We start from the raw sequence: 20080 nt of genomic DNA, 5'->3' as shown, positions 1-20080 counted from the left end.
TAGTTTGTTTGTCTTATTTTATCATTTTTAAGGCTTAAAAGAAAGTATTAAGTCGGAGACGGATTGTGTGGGTGTATGTATAGAAAAACCAAGCTCAGATGTAACTGAACTTGGTTGTGGGAGTTTAAGGTAAAGTAGAGACTTTCATAATAATCTCCAAATGCCTTGTTGGAAATGCCTTCTTGCTGAACATCGTGAATATCACGACCACCAAATGAGTGTTTGAATGATTTAATCGATTTGCCTGACGTGTATTTTAATAAACTAATTGATTTACACCATTAGGAACTAGTTAGTCTATTCAAATATCAAATCAATTCCCCTAACATCTGATAAGAAAGCTGCAATGTTGTACTTCTCAGATCGGTTCGAACTTACAGAATTTGTTATGTAGTAATCTGCTTTCTAAAAGATTATTGTAATGGAAACTCTATATTAAATTGTACTAAAAACAATAATATCATAGGAATTAGCAATCTTAAAACAAGTATAATTAACAAGCATAGTAATAATAAGTTATACATGTTACAATACGATGGTTTCTTGATGAATTTGTTAAAGTCTTCTTTAGAAATAAACATTTGATTCACATAAAGATCTTTTAAACATTGATATTGTTTTCTAATATCACTAATATCTAAATTAAACATTATCATGATGATTAACAAAGCCATAATCAAAAGTAATAACAATACATTAGTTTTTTCTGAAGTTGAACAAATAATTCTTCTAAATAGATTTTGACCATCACTCTCTTTTATAAAATCAAAAATAATCAAAGAAAAAGCCGTTAGCCAACCAAATAATTTCGTATTTAAACTTGAGTTAGATTCACTAGTCATATTCGAAATTTTTATAAAGTCATCTTTTAAATTATTTTGAAGTTCAAAATAATGGTCTGTTTTTCCACTAACAATTCTATTAAAAATAGATTCTGCTTGATTTTTAATTAAGTCTAATCCATCGAGTTTTTTGTGTTTAATAATCAAACTTCGAATAATCTGCAACTTTACTTTATAAGCCTTACTATATTCTTGTTCATTAACAATCCATTCATAAATTTCTAATAATCCATCGGTAAAATTTCCTTTTCCAAATTCCGTTTCAAAGACAAAAGAATCTAAATCTCCTTCAAAAGTAAATTCGAGTCTATTTTGTTGTCTCTTTGTTCGATTAGCTAAAAGAAATAATACATATATGTTTATAAGATGGCGTACCCGATCACTTTTAGAACTATATTTTCCTTCGGACAAAAGTTCTAACGAAATGTTTAACTTTTCATATCCTACACCACGAATAATATTCAAACTAATAATTTTCAAGTAGTCTTCAGCATCAGATTTAGTAACTAAATTAAATGTATTAGTCGTCGAATCAAAACATTGTATATTATCATAATTTTTAATACATAATTTATCAAAAATTTGTTGTAAAGTATGACTTGATTTATCTATAAACTCTTCTTCAAAAATCCAAATATTTTTTTTATTATAGATATGGTACCCATCATGCTTTTTGACAGCAATACGATTTTTGACAGCAATCGGATTTGATTCAAAAGTTTGTCGTAAAGGAGAATTTAAATCTATAATCGCAGCAGTACTTTGCCATTTTGTTACTATACTATTAGTCATTCATCTATACCAAGATTTTGTAAAACTTGAGAGCGATACCTCTCCTGAATATCCAACTCTAATTTACCTGTATTGCTATTATATTCTACTTCCTGCCTATCTTTCATCTCAATAATATTATCCGTATAAATACTTGTTATATCAGATATTTGTAAAGATTTTTTAAAATGTTTAACAATCATTTTCTTAGATATATCAAATTCTGAATCTAAATCCAATGATCTTTCAGAAAAAATCTCACTTTCATCATTTGTATCCAACAAATTATTTTGAACTAATTTATTAGTTAGTTCAACCTTGTCGAAAGAAATACTTTCAAAAATATATTCTAATGATAACTCTTTAACCTCTTCATAGTTTTCTTTGTTTATAACTTCCTCAGAAAATAGTAAGTTTTTATTAATAAATTTAATCAATGTGTCAGTATTAGTATCACTATCTCTAAAAAGTTTTAAATCCAAAAATTTATTATACCAAAATTTTGCCGCAGTATTACTTTTATCAATAATGGTCACATTATCAAAATTATCCTCAAAAATACAAATCTTGTAGTAACTATTATCTAATCCTAAATCTTGTCTAATAGCAAATGTTTCGGGATCAATTGCATTCGTCGATTCTAGCTTTATCAACTTAATACGACTACCAATTTGCTCAATAAACAGGATACCTGTTCTAATCGTCTTATTTCGTTTTCCATCCTCATTTGTTTCTGCTGACAATAATTTATCGGCGAATTTTTTAAAATCAAAACTGTCTTTAGGGTCATGATTTTTAAATTCAAACAATACTGAAGTGTTTGTTTGTTTTTCAGGAGGTAAAATACACTTTACGGACAGATGAGATTTTTGATCACCTATCAAAAATTTAAACAACTCTCGGATATTTTTTAACTTTTCTTTATCGAGTGTCCGCTCTTCAACAACTTTATCAATGGAATATACTTTTATAGTCATACAAAACCTCATTATTAGTGTTGTTTTAATTATACCAAAAAAACCAGCAAATTGCCGAGGTTTATAGTTTATTTCACAAGTCTCCTCATCTCATCAATACGCGCCACTGTCGCATCGTACTTAGCTTGGTAGTCGGCTTGTTTGTCGCGTTCTTTTTGGACGACTTCTGGTTTGGCGTTGGCTACGAAACGCTCGTTAGAGAGTTTCTTGCCAACCATATCCAGTTCTTTCTGCCATTTGGCTAGTTCTTTTTCGAGACGAGCCAGTTCTTCCTCGATATTGAGGAGGTCTGCCAGCGGCAAGTAGATTTCTGCTCCTGTGATGATGCTAGACATGACCAGCTCTGGTACTGCAAGATCTGCTGCGATTTCCAAATGCTCAGGATTAGTGAAGCGCTTGATGTAGTTGACATTATCCTTGAAGAAGGTTTCCAGCGCGCTGTCTGTCGTCTTAATCAAGATAGTAATCGGCTTGCTTGGCGCCACATTGACCTCAGCTCTGCTATTGCGCACCGAACGGATCAGATCCTTGAGGGCTTCCACGCCAGCTGCTGCCTCGGCATTTTTAAACTCTGGACGAACCACTGGATAAGCCGCTGTCACAATGGTGCCTTCTGATATTTGACCAAAGATTTCCTCAGTCACAAAAGGCATGATTGGGTGAAGCAGGCGCAGGATTTGGTCCAGCGTGTAGAGGAGGACAGAGCGAGTGAGGACTTTCTCGTCGTCATTGTCGCTGTATAGGACTTCCTTAGTCAGCTCCACATACCAGTCGGCAAATTCATCCCAAATGAAGTTGTAGAGAATGTGCCCAGCTACACCAAACTCAAACTTATCGAAGTTCTCAGTGACCTTGCCAATGGTTTCGTTGAGATTGTGGAGAATCCAGCGATCGGTGACATTGCCTGCCTGACCAGCCGTCACTTGAGCGACATTCTCACGCGCCGCATCCAGCGTCAAGCCTTCATTGTTCATGAGGATGTAGCGGGAAATGTTCCAGATTTTGTTAATGAAGTTCCAAGAAGCATCCATTTTCTCGTAAGAGAAGCGCACGTCTTGACCTGGTGCAGAACCGTTTGAAAGGAACCAACGAAGCGCATCAGCACCGTATTTCTCGATAACATCCATTGGGTCAATCCCGTTACCGAGAGATTTAGACATCTTGCGTCCTTGCTCGTCACGAATGAGACCGTGAATCAGGACGTTTTGGAATGGCTGACGGCCAGTGAATTCCAAGGATTGGAAGATCATACGAGACACCCAGAAGAAGATGATGTCGTAACCTGTTACCAGGGTTGAAGTTGGGAAGTAACGTTTGAAGTCTGCTGAGTCGACATCCGGCCAGCCCATGGTTGAGAATGGCCAAAGAGCAGAACTGAACCAAGTATCCAAGACGTCTTCGTCCTGAGTCCATCCATCACCTTCTGGAGCTTCCTCACCGACGTACATTTCACCCTCAGCATTGTACCAAGCAGGGATTTGGTGACCCCACCAGAGCTGACGAGAGATAACCCAGTCGTGGACATTTTCCATCCATTGAAGGAAGGTATCGTTGAAACGAGGTGGGTAGAATTCAACCTTGTCTTCTGTATCTTGGTTGGCAATGGCATTTTTAGCCAATTGATCCATCTTGACAAACCACTGAGTAGACAAGCGTGGTTCAACCACAACACCTGTACGCTCTGAGTGACCAACACTGTGAACACGTTTTTCGATTTTAACAAGGGCACCAATTTCTTCCAATTTGGCAACGACTGCCTTACGGGCTTCAAAGCGATCCATGCCTGCAAATTCGAAGGCCAAGTCGTTCATAGTTCCGTCGTCGTTCATGACGTTGACTTGTGGCAAGTTATGACGCTGACCAACCAAGAAGTCGTTTGGATCGTGAGCCGGCGTGATTTTCACGACACCTGTACCAAATTCAGGATCCGCGTGCTCGTCTCCCACGATTGGAATCAATTTATTAGCGATAGGAAGGATGACGTTTTTACCAATCAAGTCCTTGTAGCGTGGATCTTCTGGATTGACTGCAACCGCAACATCCCCAAACATAGTCTCAGGACGAGTTGTCGCAACTTCAAGGGCGCGTGAGCCATCTTCCAGCATGTAGTTCATGTGGTAGAAGGCACCTTCGACGTCCTTATGAATCACCTCAATATCAGAAAGGGCTGTGCGAGCTGCTGGGTCCCAGTTGATGATAAACTCACCACGGTAGATCCACCCTTTCTTGTAAAGCTCCACAAAGACCTTGCGAACAGCTTTTGACAAGCCTTCGTCAAGGGTGAAACGCTCGCGAGAGTAATCTACAGAGAGGCCCATCTTGCCCCATTGTTCCTTGATAGTCGTCGCATACTCGTCTTTCCATTCCCAGACTTTATCTAGGAATTTTTCACGACCGAGGTCATAGCGGGAAATGCCTTGCTCCCGCAAGCGCTCCTCGACCTTAGCCTGAGTGGCAATCCCTGCGTGGTCCATCCCTGGTAGCCAAAGTGTATCAAAGCCTTGCATGCGCTTCTGACGGATGATAATATCTTGCAAGGTCGTATCCCAAGCGTGACCAAGGTGGAGTTTCCCAGTAACGTTTGGTGGTGGAATCACAATCGAATAAGGCTTGGCCTTTTGATCTCCAGAAGGCTTGAAAACATCAGCCTCAAGCCATTTTTGGTAACGACCAGCCTCAACCTCAGCTGGATTGTATTTAGGTGAAAGTTGTTTAGACATGTGTGTTCTCCTTACATAATTCATTTTATTTCTTTTGTAAAATTAAATACATAGCAATTAATTTTTTCCATTTCGGGAGTTTTCTCATTTTAACAATCGTTGTTTTGTTCTTTCTTTTTCGATTTATAATAAATGAATTAACAGCAATTAAAATAGCTACCAAAAACGAAATAATCATTAATATTGGCATCCTAATATTTAATCTCTCAGAAGCGACCATGTTCTTTTTCTCGAAAAAACTTGATATAAGCAAAGAAGCATACAATAAAAAAGTCAAAAGATATCCACTCAGCTTATTGCGTTGCCATATATATTTCACTTTATCCGAAATGTATTTTGACTCTATATCTTTACCTTTTCTTAGAAAAATAACAAAATCTATTGAATTGATATAATGCCAGATAGCCAATCCGCCCGTTATAAGCGCCCACCATTTAATATCAAATACACTAATAGTATAAACACCGATTGTAATCATTAAGATTTGAAACAAAAATTTTAATAAACTACTACCAATTAAGATCATCATCAATGAAAAATAAAAACGTATGAAAACAATTGTAATAAATAAATCATGATAAACTTTATTGATCTTAAAATGATTAATCAAAATACCCACAAATAATAAAAGAGAAAATGACCATATTATTTCTCTAACTACAGTAATAATATTCTGGTATTCTTTATTATCAGAAAAATCTTTTATCCTTTTGGATCTAGGGTAATAGTTGATTAGATAGATAACCAGTAATATTAATATCAATATTTGATAAAGATTAAAACCTAGAATCAAAAAATCCCTTATTAGTCTTGTTTTATCTAAATTAATAATTAAAAAAAGAAAGGGTAACATAAATAGGTATTTAATACCAGTATAATCGAAAAATTTAAATGCCCTTTCTACAATATTACTTTGAGCTGTTATTTTAAACTTTTTTAACCTCTCAAAAATTTTTTTATTCATTCTTCCCCCTATCATATTCCTAATATGCTTACCAAAATCCGACGCAATCTTCTGAGTTCTGTTAAACTTCTCATTTTCCTGTTCTACATTATTATAAATGTTCGCTTGTCGTTGACTCGGCAAAACCGAGCAGCTCAAAAATCACTTTTATGTCAGCAAAAGTTTGTTATTTTGCAAAAGAATATCCAACTAAAAATCACCATTTAGAGTTGGATACAGGATGAAGTTAGAAATCTCATTCATCGTTTATCCTCCCACTCACTCCTCAGTAAGCCATATATCAAACTGTCACAGCGATTGCCTTGGGCATCTTTGCGGTCTCGAATGCGAGCTTCGAGGGTAAAGCCTAATTTTTCCGCTACTCGTTGACTTTGGACATTGTAGCCAAAGCAGGTCAACTCAATTTTGTGAAGACCCAGTTCTCTAAAAGCCAGATCAATCAAAGCACGCGCTGCTTCGGGCACATAGCCTCGTCCCCAGTAGTCTGGGTGCAAGATATAGCCAAGCTCCAAGACATCATCCTCGTGACGACGAGGGAAATCAACAGAGCCGATGACTTTATCCGTTCCTTTGACGACAATCCCGTAGCCCGCTGGAAGATTTTCCTTTTGATTTCGCTCAGGCAGAATATGCTCCAGATAATAAATCTCATCTTCCAAGGTCTTGACGGGCGGAAAGCCTGCTGGATAGGAGACTTCTGGCCGACTGGCATAATCAAAGATATCCTCAGCATCAGCCACGGTGCGGACTCGTAAGACTAGTCGTTCCGTTTCTAATCGATCTGGCAATCGTGCTTGCTCCATCTTCCTCCCTCGCTTTCTACAAAAAATCGCCCCTGTCATCAATCTGACAGGGACGAATGTATTTATCCGCGGTACCACCCAATTTCGGGCAGAGCCCGCATCTTTAATCTTTAAAATAAAAAGACAATAATATTTCATTTTCATTCATCAGCAACCAGTTTTGACACACTTGTGGACTTCTCAGCACCGCCACTTTCTGTAAAATGCTTGACTCAAAACACCTCTGATGAACCTATTCTATCACCTTTCCAGCGAAAAATCAATAATTTCTCTCACCCAAAAGTCCGTCTGGCAGGTCATGAAATCCCTTGCCCGCCTGATAGTTGGCGAATTTTCCTAAAAGGAACTGGTAGGCATCTAGACGACTTTCATAGCGAATGGCCGCTTCCTTGGCCCGCTTGTCCTGGTCCGCCTCGTAGACCGCCTGACTCTCCTTGAGGGCCATCTCGTTAATCATGACCTGAGTCTTGACCCAAGCTTCAAACTCCTGTAAAAATTCCTGTTCGTAGCTCATTTTTCTCACTTTCTAACTGCAAATACCTAGTCCAAATCTCGGTAAAAATCACTGTCAATGTCACGGAAGGGCTGAATGTCCTGTACATACTCCAGCACCCCTTGAAATTCACCGGCCTCATCCCGCACCGCCGCATAGGTCACATGGACAAACTTGCCCCGTGATTCCGACTTGAACCACATCTCAAACTTGTCCCGCTCTCCCTGGCGCAGAGCCTTGAAAATCCGCCGCACCTTATCCAAAAACTTGGGCGGGTGGCAGAGCTCGACATTGCGCCCTATCTGGGAAGGCGTCCGCTTGAAAATCATCTCGTCCGCCGGCACGCTGTCATTATAATACTGGAAAATATCGTCCTTATTGACAAAGGTAATCTCCATGGGCAGATGGTCCAAAATCAGATTGGCCTCCGCCACTGACAGATAGCCATGACCAAAAGGCTGTTGTGAGTCCCGATTAAAGGTTTGCTCCTTCTTTTCCTTGGGTTTAAAGGAAATGGTGACCTGACCATCCGGCGTATCAATGACTTGATGAAACCTGCCATCACTAGTCTGTTCTCTACTGGCTGGCGCTTCGCTTCCTTCATCAGCAGCATCCCCAGCTTCCTCCTCCGAGAATGAGTGCCGCGCAGGAATCCATTTCTCCGTTGGCTTGATGATAGCATAACCATAAGCATCGCTCTCCTCAGCAATCTTGAGCCAGTCGTCCTGATGAAAGGACTCGAGGAGTATCATGAGAAGGATGGACTCTTCCTTGAAAATCATAGCTTCAAACTCAGCCGCAAAAATCTCAAACTTTTCCTTGACTTCTTGAATCGAAGTATCAGGCAGCTGCTCTGCAGCAATCTTAGCCTCTTGGAAAAGGTCTCGAATCTGGTCATCTACCCCCCACATGACCTTGGGCGGCGAATCATGGCCGTAGCTTTCCATGATGGGAAACATGAGCTCTTCCTTGCGCTGATAGTGGATATCAAACTGTCCTACCAAACCCAGCTGGCGCTGGAGTCCCTTGCGGATTTCAGGAAGAAGCTCTTCATCTTCTGTGCTTTCATAGGTGGATAGGAGCCTGCGAACTCGCATGAGGGCAGCCCGCAAGGCTAAATTTTCTTGCTTGAAGATCTGAACCGGATGGCCCGGATGGTCGGTATCAGCCACCTCCACATCCTGAATGGCACCTTTAAAGAGGTTGGCATGGACATTGCAGAGGGACATGACATCTTCGAAGGTCACTCCCGTATCCGAGTTCATCAGCTCATGCTCCATCAAGCTGATCTCAATAGCGGACACACCTGCAAAATGCTCGTTGAAAAGCTCCTGAACAGATTCTGCTGAAGCTCCATTATGTAGGTCCAGCAAGATAGACTTGAGGACTTCAATGCGTTCAGTAGCCATGCCTAAATCCCCACCACTTCATAGCCATTTAATTCCAGAGTTTGCTTGATTTTATTAAGGTCAATGCCATTCATACCAGCACCTTTTTTGATCGAAACCACGCGCCCGACAGTATTTCGCATGACAGGATTGGCCAGAGGCGTAAAGCCTAATTCTACCAGAACATCCAAAACTTCAGGCTGCTTCTCAATCACTTCTGCCACTGGGATAGACAAATCAATCACATTATCCATAGCTGCTCCCTCATAGTCATTTTTCTACAATTATACCATAAAAAAGCGATCAGACTCAAAGCAAAAAAAGTGTGAGTATCTGCTCCCCTTACGTTTGTTCAAAAGAAATGGAATAGCGAATTAAGATAGGCATGATGACAGACTTCTGCCTTCCATTATTGCCTCAAGCAACGATAAGAAAATATAAAGCACATTGCTTCGTCTTTTTTCCCTTTTGTGATAAGCTAAGATTAGTGAATTGAGAGGGTTTTCGTATGTATCTTGCAGACTTAATGGAAAAGAGTGAAGCGGGGCAGTTTATTGTCCTGTCTTATTTACAGCAGCATTCTACATCCAGTTTGAAGGACGTCATGTCAGAAACTGGCTTCTCAAAAGCAACCTTGACCAAGTACATTAGCCTGATTAACGACAAGGCTATGGACCATCATGCAGCCTTATCCATCCAGCTTCAGGACGAAACGCTCAGTCTGTCTGTCGGTCCAGATACCAAGGGACGGGATATTCGTAGACTCTTCTTAGACAATTCTATCAAATACCAGATTTTAAATTACCTGCTCTATCATCAGCAGTTTTTAGCCCATCAATTAGCCCAAGAGCTCATGATCAGTGAAGCAACACTCGGCCGTCATATATCCGGTTTAAATCAGATTTTATCAGAGTTTGAGCTATCTATCCAAAATGGCCGCTTGAAAGGGCCTGAGCACCAGATTCGCTATTTTTATTTCTGCCTCTTTCGTAAGGTCTGGTCCAGCCAAGATTGGGAAAAAGAACTTCAAAAATCAGAAAGAAGGCAGGAAGTTGCCGTCTTAGAAGAACTCTGCGGAGCCCAACTCTCTCAAGGTCAGCGATTGGACTTGGCCCTTTGGGCGCATATTACCCAACAGCGCCTAAGAGTCAATGCCTGTCAATTCCAAAACATTGAGCAGAAAATGCAGGGCTATTTTGAAAATATCTTCTACCAGCGCTTGCATCGCCGAACAAATGATTTCTTTGCTGGACAGCACATCACCCTGAGTCTCGAGGATGGCGAAATGATGATTTTCTTTTCATTTCTGCTTTCCCATCGGATTCTGCCTCTGCACACCATGGAGTATATTCTGGGCTTTGGCGGTGAAATTGCCAGTCTGATTACGCAACTGATTCAAGAGATGAAGGGTCAGAACTTGCTAGGGGATTATATTGAGGATCAGGTGACCTACGAACTCAGTCAGCTCTGCGCCCATGTCTTTCTTTTCAAAGGCTGTCTCTTGCAAGACAAATACAAGCATGATTTAGAATTGCGCCATCCTTACTTATGGAGCGAATACGATTATCGACAAGTGGCAGACACTATTTTTAGCAAACTGCCTATTTTCCAGCAGGGAACATCTCTGGATAAAAAGGTGTTGTGGGAATGGCTCCAGCTGATGGAGTACATCGCTGAAAACGACGGTCAAGTCATCAAGATAGGCATGGACTTGACAGATAGCTTTATCGTTGTTTCCAGAATGACGGCTATTTTAAGACGGTACTTAGAGTACAATCGCTTTATTACGATTGAATCCTACGACCTTACCAGAAATTATGACCTCATCATCACCAACAATCCTATTCATCAGGCCCAGCAGGTTCCTATCTATTATTTAAAAAATGACTTGGATTTGGAAGATTTGGCTCAAATCCGTCACATGATATTTCATTAAGAAACTTGGAGAAATCCAGGTTTCTTTGTGATTTTCGCACAATCTCCTCAGATTTTTTTAAAATTTAAAAAAAGTTGATAAAAAAGAAAGCGTTTTATTTTATATACTAGTTACTGTAGAGGAAACATCCTCAAGATTTTTACTAGGAGGACAGTTCATGTCACAAGAAAAATACATCATGGCCATCGACCAAGGAACTACTAGTTCCCGCGCCATCATCTTTAACAAAAAAGGAGAAAAAGTTAGCTCCAGTCAAAAAGAATTTACTCAGATTTTCCCTCAAGCTGGATGGGTTGAGCACAATGCCAATGAAATTTGGAACTCTGTGCAGTCCGTTATTGCAGGCGCCTTCATCGAAAGTGGAGTCAAACCTAACCAAATAGAAGCCATCGGGATCACCAACCAGCGTGAAACAACTGTCGTCTGGGATAAGAATACAGGACTTCCTATCTACAATGCTATCGTTTGGCAATCACGCCAGACAGCACCTTTGGCTGAGCAACTAAAAAGCCAAGGTTATGTGGAAAAATTCCATGAAAAGACTGGTTTGATTATTGACGCTTACTTCTCTGCTACCAAGGTTCGCTGGATTTTGGACCATGTAGAGGGAGCGCAAGAAAGAGCTGAAAAGGGCGAATTGCTCTTTGGTACTATTGATACCTGGCTGGTTTGGAAATTGACTGACGGCGCGGCTCACGTGACCGACTACTCAAATGCTGCCCGTACCATGCTCTATAACATCAAGGAACTTAAATGGGACGACGAGATTTTGGAAATCCTTAACATTCCAAAGGCTATGCTTCCAGAAGTTCGTTCTAACTCAGAAATCTATGGTAAAACCGCTCCATTCCATTTCTACGGTGGAGAAGTTCCAATCTCTGGTATGGCTGGTGACCAGCAGGCAGCTCTCTTTGGACAGTTAGCTTTTGAGCCTGGTATGGTTAAGAATACTTACGGAACTGGTTCTTTCATCATCATGAACACCGGTGAAGAGATGCAACTGTCTGAAAACAACCTCTTGACAACCATTGGCTATGGAATTAATGGCAAGGTTTACTATGCTTTAGAAGGTTCTATCTTCATTGCCGGAAGTGCTATTCAATGGCTGCGAGACGGTCTTCGGATGGTTGAAAATTCACCAGAATCTGAAAAATATGCCCTTGATTCTCACAACAATGACGAAGTATATGTCGTACCTGCCTTCACAGGTCTGGGCGCTCCGTATTGGAATCAAAATGCCCGCGGATCTGTCTTTGGCTTGACCCGCGGAACCAGCAAGGAAGACTTTATCAAGGCTACTCTGCAATCCATCGCTTACCAAGTACGAGACATCATTGATACCATGCAGGTGGACGCTAAGACTGCTATTCAAGTCCTCAAAGTCGATGGCGGTGCCGCTATGAACAACTTCCTCATGCAGTTCCAGGCTGACATTTTGGGAATCGATATTGCCCGTGCTAAAAACTTAGAAACAACTGCTCTCGGTGCAGCCTTCTTGGCAGGACTGTCAGTAGGCTACTGGAAAGACTTAGATGAACTCCGTACTCTCAATGAAACTGGAGAACTCTTTGAACCATCTATGAATGAATCCCGCAAGGAACAACTCTACAAAGGATGGAAAAAAGCCGTTAAGGCAACTCAAGTCTTTGCAGAAATCGACGACTAATACTGATTCTTATTTTGATAATCAAGTCAGTAGAAGCATGAAATGACTAAGTTAGAAAGTGTGTAATTATGGAATTTTCAAAGAAAACACGTGAATTATCGATAAAAAAAATGCAGGAACGCACCTTGGACCTCCTGATTATTGGTGGTGGGATTACCGGTGCTGGGGTAGCCTTGCAAGCGGCAGCAAGTGGCTTGGAGACCGGTCTGATTGAAATGCAGGACTTTGCTGAAGGAACTTCTAGCCGTTCTACCAAATTGGTCCACGGTGGCCTTCGTTACCTTAAGCAATTCGACGTAGAGGTGGTCTCAGATACAGTTTCTGAGCGTGCTGTGGTCCAGCAAATTGCCCCTCATATTCCAAAACCAGATCCTATGCTGCTTCCTGTCTACGAAGAAGAGGGTGCTACCTTCAGCCTCTTCCGCCTCAAAGTGGCCATGGACCTCTACGACCTCTTGGCTGGTGTTAACAACACTCCTGCTGCCAACAAGGTGTTAAGCAAGGAAGAAGTGCTAGAACGGGAGCCTGAACTCAAGAAGGAAGGCCTGATCGGCGGTGGTGTCTATCTTGACTTCCGCAACAACGACGCGCGTCTCGTGATTGAAAATATCAAACGCGCCAACCAAGACGGTGCCCTGATTGCCAACCATGTCAAGGCAGAAGGCTTCCTCTTTGATGAATCTGGAAAGATTACAGGCGTTGTTGCGCGTGACCTCTTGACGGATGAAGTCTTTGAAATCAAGGCTCGCTTGGTCATCAACACAACTGGACCTTGGAGTGACAAGGTACGCAATCTGTCAAATGACGGTGAGCAATACTCACAAATGCGTCCAACCAAGGGAGTTCACTTGGTAGTTGACTCTAGCAAAATCAAAGTTTCTCAGCCAGTCTACTTTGACACAGGCTTGGGAGACGGTCGGATGGTCTTTGTTCTTCCACGTGAAAACAAGACCTACTTTGGTACGACTGACACTGACTACACTGGTGACCTGGAGCATCCAAAAGTAACACAAGAAGATGTGGATTACCTCTTGGGCATTGTCAATAATCGCTTCCCAGAAGCAAAGATCACAATTGACGACATCGAAAGCAGCTGGGCTGGTCTGCGTCCTCTGATTGCAGGAAACAGTGCTTCTGACTACAATGGCGGAAATAACGGTACAATCAGCGATGAAAGCTTTAACGCTCTTATTGCGACCGTTGAGAGCTATTTGGCTAAAGAAAAATCCCGTGAGGATGTCGAGGCGGCTGTTACGCAACTCGAAAGCAGCACATCTGAAAAACACTTGGATCCATCAGCCGTGTCTCGCGGTTCTAGCTTAGAACGTGATAACAATGGCCTCTTGACCCTTGCTGGCGGTAAAATCACAGACTATCGTAAGATGGCTGAAGGTGCCATGGAGCGTGTGGTTGAAATCCTCAAAGCAGAATTTGACCGCAGCTTCAAGCTCATCAACTCGAAGACCTACCCTGTTTCAGGCGGAGAGCTCAATCCAGCAAATGTGGATTCCGAAATCGAAGCTTTTGCTCAACTTGGTGTCTCACGCGGCTTAGACAGCAAAGAAGCCTTCTATCTTGCGAACCTTTACGGCTCCAATGCTCCTAAAGTCTTTGCCCTCGCACACAGTATCGAACAAGCACCAGGTCTTAGCCTAGCGGATACCTTGTCGCTGCATTATGCTATGCGTAATGAATTAGCACTCAGCCCTGTTGACTTCCTGCTTCGCCGGACAAATCACATGCTCTTTATGCGGGATAGCTTAGATGCTATTGTAGAGCCTGTTCTGGATGAAATGGGACGATTCTACGACTGGACAGAAGATGAAAAAGCAGCTTATCGAAATGATGTTCAAGCTGCCCTTGCAAATAACGATTTAGAAGAATTAAAAAAATAGAAAACACAAGAAGAGGCGGTAGACTAACAACTGTCTGCCACCCCTTCTTTTAAATGGAGTAACATAAATGATGAAAGAAATATTTGGCGAATTTTTAGGAACACTGCTCTTGCTCCTTTTGGGAAATGGTGTAGTTGCAGGTGTGGTTCTTCCCAAAACAAAGAGTCACAATTCAGGTTGGATTGTGATTACCATGGGATGGGGGATTGCCGTTGCTATCGCTGCTTTTGTATCCGGCAACCTTGGACCAGCCCATCTGAATCCTGCCCTAACTCTCGGAGTAGCTCTGAAAGGTGATTTGCCTTGGGCATCTGTTCTTCCGTATATCCTCGCTCAGTTTGCAGGTGCTATGGTCGGACAATTCCTTGTCTTCCTACAGTTCAAACCTCACTATCTAGCTGAAGAAAATCCGGCTAACGTCCTGGGTACATTTAGCACAGGCCCAGCTATCAAAGATACCTTCTCTAACCTGATTAGTGAAATCCTTGGAACTTTTGTTCTTGTACTGACTATCTTCGCTCTTGGACTTTATAAGCTGCAAGCAGGCATTGGCACTTTTGCAGTTGGAACACTAATTGTCGGAATTGGTCTCTCGCTTGGTGGAACAACAGGTTATGCCCTAAACCCAGCTCGTGACTTAGGACCTCGCATTGTGCACAGTCTCCTTCCGATTCCAAACAAAGGAAATGGCGATTGGAGCTATGCTTGGATTCCTGTTGTCGGACCAATTATTGGTGCTGTCCTTGCAGTCCTAGTCTTCGGTTTATTCTAATATAACTTATTGCTATTGGAGAACACTTGACGAGTGTTCTCTTTTTGTGACTAATCTTCCTATAAATCCATTGCAATCTTGACAAAAGAAAAGACTTAGCTCCGTATTGCAAGAAAACTAAGTCCTTTTTAGAATGATTTTGTCAACCCTTGCAAGCTGCTTACGATTAACTCGAACGAGAGCTATCTCGCTTGGATAATTTCACCACTGCCTCGGTCCGAGCGGTATGCGGAAACATATCAACCGACTGGATATAGTGAACATCGTAGACCTGACAGAGCTTGACTAAATCCCGAGCCAGAGTTGAGACATTGCAGGAAACGTAGACCATCTTTTCAGGTGCATAGCGGACAATCGTCTCCAGCAGCTTATCGTCCAGACCTGTTCGCGGCGGATCGACAATCAAGGCATTCGCCCGATAGCCCTCAGCATACCAGCGAGGAATAATCTCCTCTGCCGTTCCAGCTTCGTAGAGTGTATTGTCAAAGCCCATCTTTTTCGCATTGCGCTTGGCGTCTTCAATGGCCTCAGGGATGATGTCCATGCCACGCAGAGACTTAACCCTTTTAGCAAAGGCAAAGCCGATAGTCCCCACTCCGCAATAGGCATCAATCAAATGATCTTCTTTCGTCACATCCAGCGCCTTAACCGCCTCCCCGTAGAGCACCTCTGTCTGCTCAGGATTGAGCTGATAGAAAGCTCGAGGCGATAGGGAGAACTCATAGTCCAGCACTCCTTCTTGGATGGCCTTCTCGCCCCAGATAATCTCTGTCTTATCCCCGTAAATCTCACTGGACTTGCTCGTATGATAATTGACCGCCACTGTTTCCAACTCAGGAAATTCAGCCACTAGATCTCGAACGACTGGAGAAAAGTCCAACTTATGCCCCGTCACAAAAATCATCTGCACCTGACCTGTCTTTCTGGATCTACGAATCATAACGGTGCGCACTCCAGCAGTCTTTCTCTCATCATAGATGGGCAGCCTATACTTGCCTAAAAGCCGAGCCACCTTATTTATGATCTGTTGCGTCACCTTGTCCTGAACCAGACAGTTTTTCAGCGAGACCAGATAGTGGGAATTCTGGGCATAGAGCCCAGCCTTGACCTCATCCTTGAACTTCCGAGTCTGAAACTGCAGCTTAGCCCGATAATAGAGCGGCTCCTGCATACCAATGGTCGGATGAATCTCATAGTTCTCATAGCCAGCTGGCGCAAATTTTTTCAAGGCCTGACGCAGCAAATCTTCCTTAAACTCTAACTGCTTGTCATAGTGGAGGTGCATGATTTGACAGCCCCCGCAGCTATCATAAATCTCACAAGGCGCTTCCACCCGAAATTTCGACCGCTTGTTGATGGTCAAGAGCTTGGCCTCGATAAAATTACGCTGAACCCTGGTCACCTGACAGTAGACTTCTTCACCCTTCAATGCCCCTGGCACAAAGACCAGCGTTTTCTTATAAAATCCAATCCCTTCCCCATTAATCCCCATTTTCTTAATTTTCAAAGGTATTCTTTGCTTCACTTTCACATTCATGTTTCTATTATACCACGCTGCCTCGCATTAGTTGAGAATATGTTACAATAAAAGTATGAAAGCAGAAAAAATATCCCTTCCACTAGCCCATTTCCCTGAGCAAATACGAACTTATCTAGAGGGGGCCAACTTTTACGACAGCTCCTCACATTCTGCAGCCAGTGTTTTCTATGCTGATACGGGCTATTATTTGAAAATCGATCAAAAAGGCCAGTTAGCCCAAGAAGCCACACTGGCCAAATGGTTTGAAGAGCAAGGACTCGGTGTACCTATCATTCACTACATGGCAGCAGATAAAGACTACCTACTGACTAAAGAAGCCGAGGGCAAGGACGCCCTAGCCTTTCTCCAACAGCCAGAAGAACTTTGCCAAACGATGGCTGCCGCGCTCAGAAAACTTCACAGCCTCCAACCCCAGCATTTCCCAATCCAGCATCGCCTCCAACACTATAAAGAGCAAGCAGAGGAAAATTATCAGAAAGGCTGCTTTTATCAAAAAGCCTTACTGCCTCAGTTTCACATCGCAAGTCGTGAGGAAGCCTACCAGCTTATCCAAGAACAGGGACACCTACTGACGGCGGACGCCTTGATCCACGGAGATGCCTGCTTGCCTAATTTTATTCTGAAAGACGCAGCAACCTTCTCCTGCTTTATTGACGTTGGCCTCTCCGGCCTTAGCGATCGCCACATTGACCTTTACTGGGCGATCTGGTCTCTTACTTATAATTTATCTGACCCCCAATACGCAGAGCTCTTTCTTGACTACTATGGCAGGAAGGATGTTGATACAGACAAACTGCGCTTGATAGCTGCCTTTGAAGCATTTGGCTAAAAGAAAGGATTCTACCAAAATCTCTTATGAAAATCACAAAAATCGAAAAGAAAAAAAGACTCTACCTCTTGGAGTTGGACGGCAGTGAAAAGCTCTATATTACAGAAGACACCATCGTCCGCTTCATGCTGTCCAAAGGAATGGAAATCACAGAGCAGGAGCTATCAGAAATTCAAGACTATGCCCAATTTTCTTACGGAAAAAATCTAGCTCTTTACCATCTCTCCTTCAAGCAAAGAACTGCTAAGGAAGTTAAAGACTACTTAACGCAGCACGACATCCAACCAGAAACCATCAGCCAGGTCTTGGACAATCTAAAAAAGGATAATTGGATTAATGATAAAAGATATGCTCATTCTTTTATCCAATCTAACTTTCTCACCGGTGACAAAGGCGCTTTTGTTCTCAAGCAAAAACTCAGTCAAAAAGGGATTTCTAGCACTATTATAGAAGACGAATTGAGCCAGTTTGATTTCACTGAACTAACAGACAAGGTTGCCCAAAAGCTGCTCAAAAAACACCAAGGAAAACTGCCCAGCAAAGCTTTACAAGATAAAATACTTCAAACCTTGATAAACAAAGGTTTTTCCTATAGTCAAGCCAAAACCGCCTATCAGCATTTGGAAATCGAAGAAGACCAAGAAAACCAGCAAGAGCTGCTCTATAAAGAGCTAGACAAGCAATACCGCAAGTACTCAAAAAAGTACAACGGCTATGACTTAAAACAGCGTCTGACCCAAGCTCTCGCTCGCAAAGGCTATGATTTCTCCGACATCGCCAGCGCTCTGAGAGAATATCTTTAAGATTTTCTATGAAAACTTATGCATTTCTATGAAAATATGTTACAATAAAGAAGATAAACTTATAAATTGTAGAAAGTTGGTAAGTTATGAAACTTCCAAAAGAAGGCGACTTTATTACAATTCAAAGTTATAAGCATGATGGGAATCTTCACCGCACCTGGCGAGATACCATGGTACTAAAGACAACAGAAAACGCCATTATTGGTGTTAATGACCACACACTGGTGACAGAAAGTGATGGCCGACGTTGGGTAACACGTGAACCAGCCATTGTCTATTTTCATAAAAAATACTGGTTTAATATTATTGCCATGATTCGAGACAATGGAACTTCATACTACTGCAACCTAGCCAGCCCTTACTATCTGGATAATGAAGCTCTAAAATACATCGACTATGATTTAGACGTCAAAGTCTTTGCTGATGGTGAAAAACGCCTGTTGGATGTAGAAGAATATGAACGCCACAAAAAACAGATGCACTATTCTGATGATTTGGATTTCATTCTCAAAGAAAATGTCAAAATCCTAGTTGATTGGATTAACAACGGAAGAGGTCCATTTTCAGATGCTTATGTCAATATTTGGTACAAACGTTATGTTGAACTAAAGAATCGATAAAGTTGTCAAAGAGCGTAAGCTCTTTTTCTTTTATCTAATTCGCCCTCACCAGAGGTCAAATTCTTGCAATCTCAAGCATTTTCAGGTATCATATAAGAAAATCCAGACTGTAAGAAAGGAGTCTCCCATGGCATTTACAAATACTCTCGGACGATATGCCAGCTTTGGCATCATGACGAGCCTCCCTGAAGAAATTATAGACTCATTCTGGTACGTTATTGATAACAATCTCAAAGGAGTCTTTGAACTTCGCCCAGTCCTCAAGTTCGAAATCATCAATAGCCAAGGAAGAGTATCTCTTCGCTTCTCACAAAAGAACTTCAACACCATTATTTCATTTGACTTAAACTATCAATTTGACCCTTTCTTTCCCAGAAAAGTCTACATCGTTGATAACAAGGGCAAAGAAACCATTATGCTATCTGACGAATACTCTTTGATGTAGAAAATCAAACTCAGCACATATAAAAACCTCTGAAGGCAACTATTCACAGCTATCAGAGGTTTTTGTCTTTAATATTACTCATCTCAAATGGAAAGTACATTCGAGCAGAATGATAGATGCAAAACACCCGAAACACTAGTCTTTAAAATCAATCTTAAGACAGTTAAATAATCAAATCTCTTGCTTCCTAATATAAATAAACACAAAGAGAAAATACAGTAGTTCTAAAAGATTGAATCTCTAATTAAATCCGGTTATAACTAAAAGAGCTTAACAACAACATATGTTAGCGAAGTCATAGATACTGAATACACAGTTTTCTTAAAAACAAAAAAGATAGATCAGTACATCTATCTTCTATGTTATCTAGTCGGGAAGACAGGATTCGAACCTGCGACACCTTGGTCCCAAACCAAGTACTCTACCAAGCTGAGCTACTTCCCGGTGTTTAAACAATCTAAAAACGGAGCCCTAAGGCTTCGCTGCCAAATGCACCCTAGAGGAGTCGAACCTCTAACCGCCTGATTCGTAGTCAGGTACTCTATCCAGTTGAGCTAAGGGTGCTCAGTATTAATACTAAATTCATTATAGCAAAACTTCAGAAAAAATCAAACTA

The 20080-nt window shown here is 41.6% G+C and carries 17 protein-coding genes and 2 tRNA genes; 8 read left to right on the top strand and 11 right to left on the bottom strand.

Annotated elements, in window-relative coordinates:
- Positions 1-413 precede the first annotated feature (413 nt).
- The 8 genes from O3627_RS00095 to O3627_RS00060 all read right to left on the bottom strand — a co-directional run bounded on the left by O3627_RS00095 (position 414) and on the right by O3627_RS00060 (position 9212).
- A complete protein-coding gene (locus O3627_RS00095) occupies positions 414-1634 on the bottom strand; it encodes a hypothetical protein (RefSeq protein WP_270619291.1) in 1221 nt (406 codons plus the stop codon).
- On the bottom strand, positions 1631-2590 hold the full coding sequence (locus O3627_RS00090) for a hypothetical protein (RefSeq protein ID WP_270619290.1): 960 nt from the start codon (positions 2588-2590) through the stop codon (positions 1631-1633). The genes O3627_RS00095 and O3627_RS00090 overlap by 4 nt, the downstream gene beginning before the upstream one ends.
- Before the next feature lie 68 nt (positions 2591-2658).
- Positions 2659-5310: a valine--tRNA ligase gene (locus O3627_RS00085; protein WP_371621216.1), complete on the bottom strand. Its 2652-nt coding sequence runs from the start codon at positions 5308-5310 to the stop codon at positions 2659-2661.
- A 25-nt stretch (positions 5311-5335) separates the two neighbouring features.
- Positions 5336-6274, bottom strand: coding sequence for a hypothetical protein (locus tag O3627_RS00080; RefSeq protein WP_223311176.1), 939 nt, complete (start codon positions 6272-6274; stop codon positions 5336-5338).
- A gap of 239 nt (positions 6275-6513) precedes the next feature.
- Positions 6514-7077, bottom strand: a complete 564-nt coding sequence (locus tag O3627_RS00075) for a GNAT family N-acetyltransferase (RefSeq protein WP_371621215.1) — start codon at positions 7075-7077, stop codon at positions 6514-6516.
- A gap of 259 nt (positions 7078-7336) precedes the next feature.
- Entirely contained in the window at positions 7337-7591 is a 255-nt protein-coding gene (locus O3627_RS00070) for a DUF1912 family protein (protein ID WP_371621214.1), read from the bottom strand.
- A 26-nt stretch (positions 7592-7617) separates the two neighbouring features.
- Positions 7618-8979, bottom strand: coding sequence for a DUF438 domain-containing protein (locus O3627_RS00065; protein ID WP_371621213.1), 1362 nt, complete (start codon positions 8977-8979; stop codon positions 7618-7620).
- Between the two features lie 2 nt (positions 8980-8981).
- On the bottom strand, positions 8982-9212 hold the full coding sequence (locus tag O3627_RS00060) for a DUF1858 domain-containing protein (RefSeq protein WP_002894544.1): 231 nt from the start codon (positions 9210-9212) through the stop codon (positions 8982-8984).
- A 254-nt stretch (positions 9213-9466) separates the two neighbouring features.
- Here O3627_RS00060 and O3627_RS00055 point away from each other — a divergent pair, with 254 nt between their 5' ends.
- From O3627_RS00055 to O3627_RS00040, 4 genes are all read left to right on the top strand, one after another.
- Positions 9467-10894, top strand: a complete 1428-nt coding sequence (locus O3627_RS00055; RefSeq protein ID WP_371621212.1) for a helix-turn-helix domain-containing protein — start codon at positions 9467-9469, stop codon at positions 10892-10894.
- A gap of 157 nt (positions 10895-11051) precedes the next feature.
- Positions 11052-12560: a glycerol kinase GlpK gene (glpK, locus tag O3627_RS00050; protein ID WP_125382926.1), complete on the top strand. Its 1509-nt coding sequence runs from the start codon at positions 11052-11054 to the stop codon at positions 12558-12560.
- Between the two features lie 68 nt (positions 12561-12628).
- Entirely contained in the window at positions 12629-14455 is a 1827-nt protein-coding gene (glpO, locus tag O3627_RS00045) for a type 1 glycerol-3-phosphate oxidase (RefSeq protein ID WP_002905176.1), read from the top strand.
- A gap of 67 nt (positions 14456-14522) precedes the next feature.
- Positions 14523-15227, top strand: coding sequence for an MIP/aquaporin family protein (locus tag O3627_RS00040; protein WP_371621211.1), 705 nt, complete (start codon positions 14523-14525; stop codon positions 15225-15227).
- 166 nt (positions 15228-15393) lie between these two features.
- Here O3627_RS00040 and rlmD read toward each other — a convergent pair whose 3' ends face one another.
- Positions 15394-16764 carry a 23S rRNA (uracil(1939)-C(5))-methyltransferase RlmD gene (gene rlmD / locus O3627_RS00035; RefSeq protein ID WP_125382930.1) on the bottom strand — a complete coding sequence of 457 codons (1371 nt, stop codon included), beginning with the start codon at positions 16762-16764 and terminating at the stop codon, positions 15394-15396.
- A gap of 55 nt (positions 16765-16819) precedes the next feature.
- Here rlmD and O3627_RS00030 point away from each other — a divergent pair, with 55 nt between their 5' ends.
- The 4 genes from O3627_RS00030 to O3627_RS00015 all read left to right on the top strand — a co-directional run bounded on the left by O3627_RS00030 (position 16820) and on the right by O3627_RS00015 (position 19464).
- Positions 16820-17596: an aminoglycoside 3'-phosphotransferase gene (locus O3627_RS00030; protein WP_125382932.1), complete on the top strand. Its 777-nt coding sequence runs from the start codon at positions 16820-16822 to the stop codon at positions 17594-17596.
- A 26-nt stretch (positions 17597-17622) separates the two neighbouring features.
- On the top strand, positions 17623-18399 hold the full coding sequence (gene recX, locus O3627_RS00025; protein WP_125382934.1) for a recombination regulator RecX: 777 nt from the start codon (positions 17623-17625) through the stop codon (positions 18397-18399).
- Between the two features lie 86 nt (positions 18400-18485).
- Positions 18486-19019, top strand: a complete 534-nt coding sequence (locus O3627_RS00020) for a DUF402 domain-containing protein (RefSeq protein WP_002896978.1) — start codon at positions 18486-18488, stop codon at positions 19017-19019.
- A 127-nt stretch (positions 19020-19146) separates the two neighbouring features.
- Positions 19147-19464: a DUF960 domain-containing protein gene (locus O3627_RS00015; protein WP_002905830.1), complete on the top strand. Its 318-nt coding sequence runs from the start codon at positions 19147-19149 to the stop codon at positions 19462-19464.
- Between the two features lie 370 nt (positions 19465-19834).
- Here the strand turns inward: O3627_RS00015 and O3627_RS00010 are convergent.
- Positions 19835-19908 (bottom strand) — tRNA-Pro (locus tag O3627_RS00010).
- A gap of 46 nt (positions 19909-19954) precedes the next feature.
- Positions 19955-20028, bottom strand: a tRNA-Arg gene (locus O3627_RS00005).
- Positions 20029-20080: the final 52 nt, after the last annotated feature.

Source organism: Streptococcus sp. 27098_8_82 (genome assembly GCF_041431615.1).
GTDB classification, from domain to species: Bacteria; Bacillota; Bacilli; order Lactobacillales; family Streptococcaceae; genus Streptococcus; species Streptococcus sanguinis_K.
The sequence above is the reverse complement of the archived record's forward strand: the minus strand, read 5'-3'. Positions and strand labels throughout refer to the sequence as shown.

Bases quoted from the DNA above. Each gene is read 5' to 3' on its own strand.
- O3627_RS00095 (WP_270619291.1), bottom strand. From the start codon at position 1,634: ATGACTAATAGTATAGTAACAAAATGGCAAAGTACTGCTGCGATTATA.
- O3627_RS00090 (WP_270619290.1), bottom strand. From the start codon at position 2,590: ATGACTATAAAAGTATATTCCATTGATAAAGTTGTTGAAGAGCGGACA.
- O3627_RS00085 (WP_371621216.1), bottom strand. From the start codon at position 5,310: ATGTCTAAACAACTTTCACCTAAATACAATCCAGCTGAGGTTGAGGCT.
- O3627_RS00080 (WP_223311176.1), bottom strand. From the start codon at position 6,274: ATGAATAAAAAAATTTTTGAGAGGTTAAAAAAGTTTAAAATAACAGCT.
- O3627_RS00075 (WP_371621215.1), bottom strand. From the start codon at position 7,077: ATGGAGCAAGCACGATTGCCAGATCGATTAGAAACGGAACGACTAGTC.
- O3627_RS00070 (WP_371621214.1), bottom strand. From the start codon at position 7,591: ATGAGCTACGAACAGGAATTTTTACAGGAGTTTGAAGCTTGGGTCAAG.
- O3627_RS00065 (WP_371621213.1), bottom strand. From the start codon at position 8,979: ATGGCTACTGAACGCATTGAAGTCCTCAAGTCTATCTTGCTGGACCTA.
- O3627_RS00060 (WP_002894544.1), bottom strand. From the start codon at position 9,212: ATGGATAATGTGATTGATTTGTCTATCCCAGTGGCAGAAGTGATTGAG.
- O3627_RS00055 (WP_371621212.1), top strand. From the start codon at position 9,467: ATGTATCTTGCAGACTTAATGGAAAAGAGTGAAGCGGGGCAGTTTATT.
- glpK (WP_125382926.1), top strand. From the start codon at position 11,052: ATGTCACAAGAAAAATACATCATGGCCATCGACCAAGGAACTACTAGT.
- glpO (WP_002905176.1), top strand. From the start codon at position 12,629: ATGGAATTTTCAAAGAAAACACGTGAATTATCGATAAAAAAAATGCAG.
- O3627_RS00040 (WP_371621211.1), top strand. From the start codon at position 14,523: ATGATGAAAGAAATATTTGGCGAATTTTTAGGAACACTGCTCTTGCTC.
- rlmD (WP_125382930.1), bottom strand. From the start codon at position 16,764: ATGAATGTGAAAGTGAAGCAAAGAATACCTTTGAAAATTAAGAAAATG.
- O3627_RS00030 (WP_125382932.1), top strand. From the start codon at position 16,820: ATGAAAGCAGAAAAAATATCCCTTCCACTAGCCCATTTCCCTGAGCAA.
- recX (WP_125382934.1), top strand. From the start codon at position 17,623: ATGAAAATCACAAAAATCGAAAAGAAAAAAAGACTCTACCTCTTGGAG.
- O3627_RS00020 (WP_002896978.1), top strand. From the start codon at position 18,486: ATGAAACTTCCAAAAGAAGGCGACTTTATTACAATTCAAAGTTATAAG.
- O3627_RS00015 (WP_002905830.1), top strand. From the start codon at position 19,147: ATGGCATTTACAAATACTCTCGGACGATATGCCAGCTTTGGCATCATG.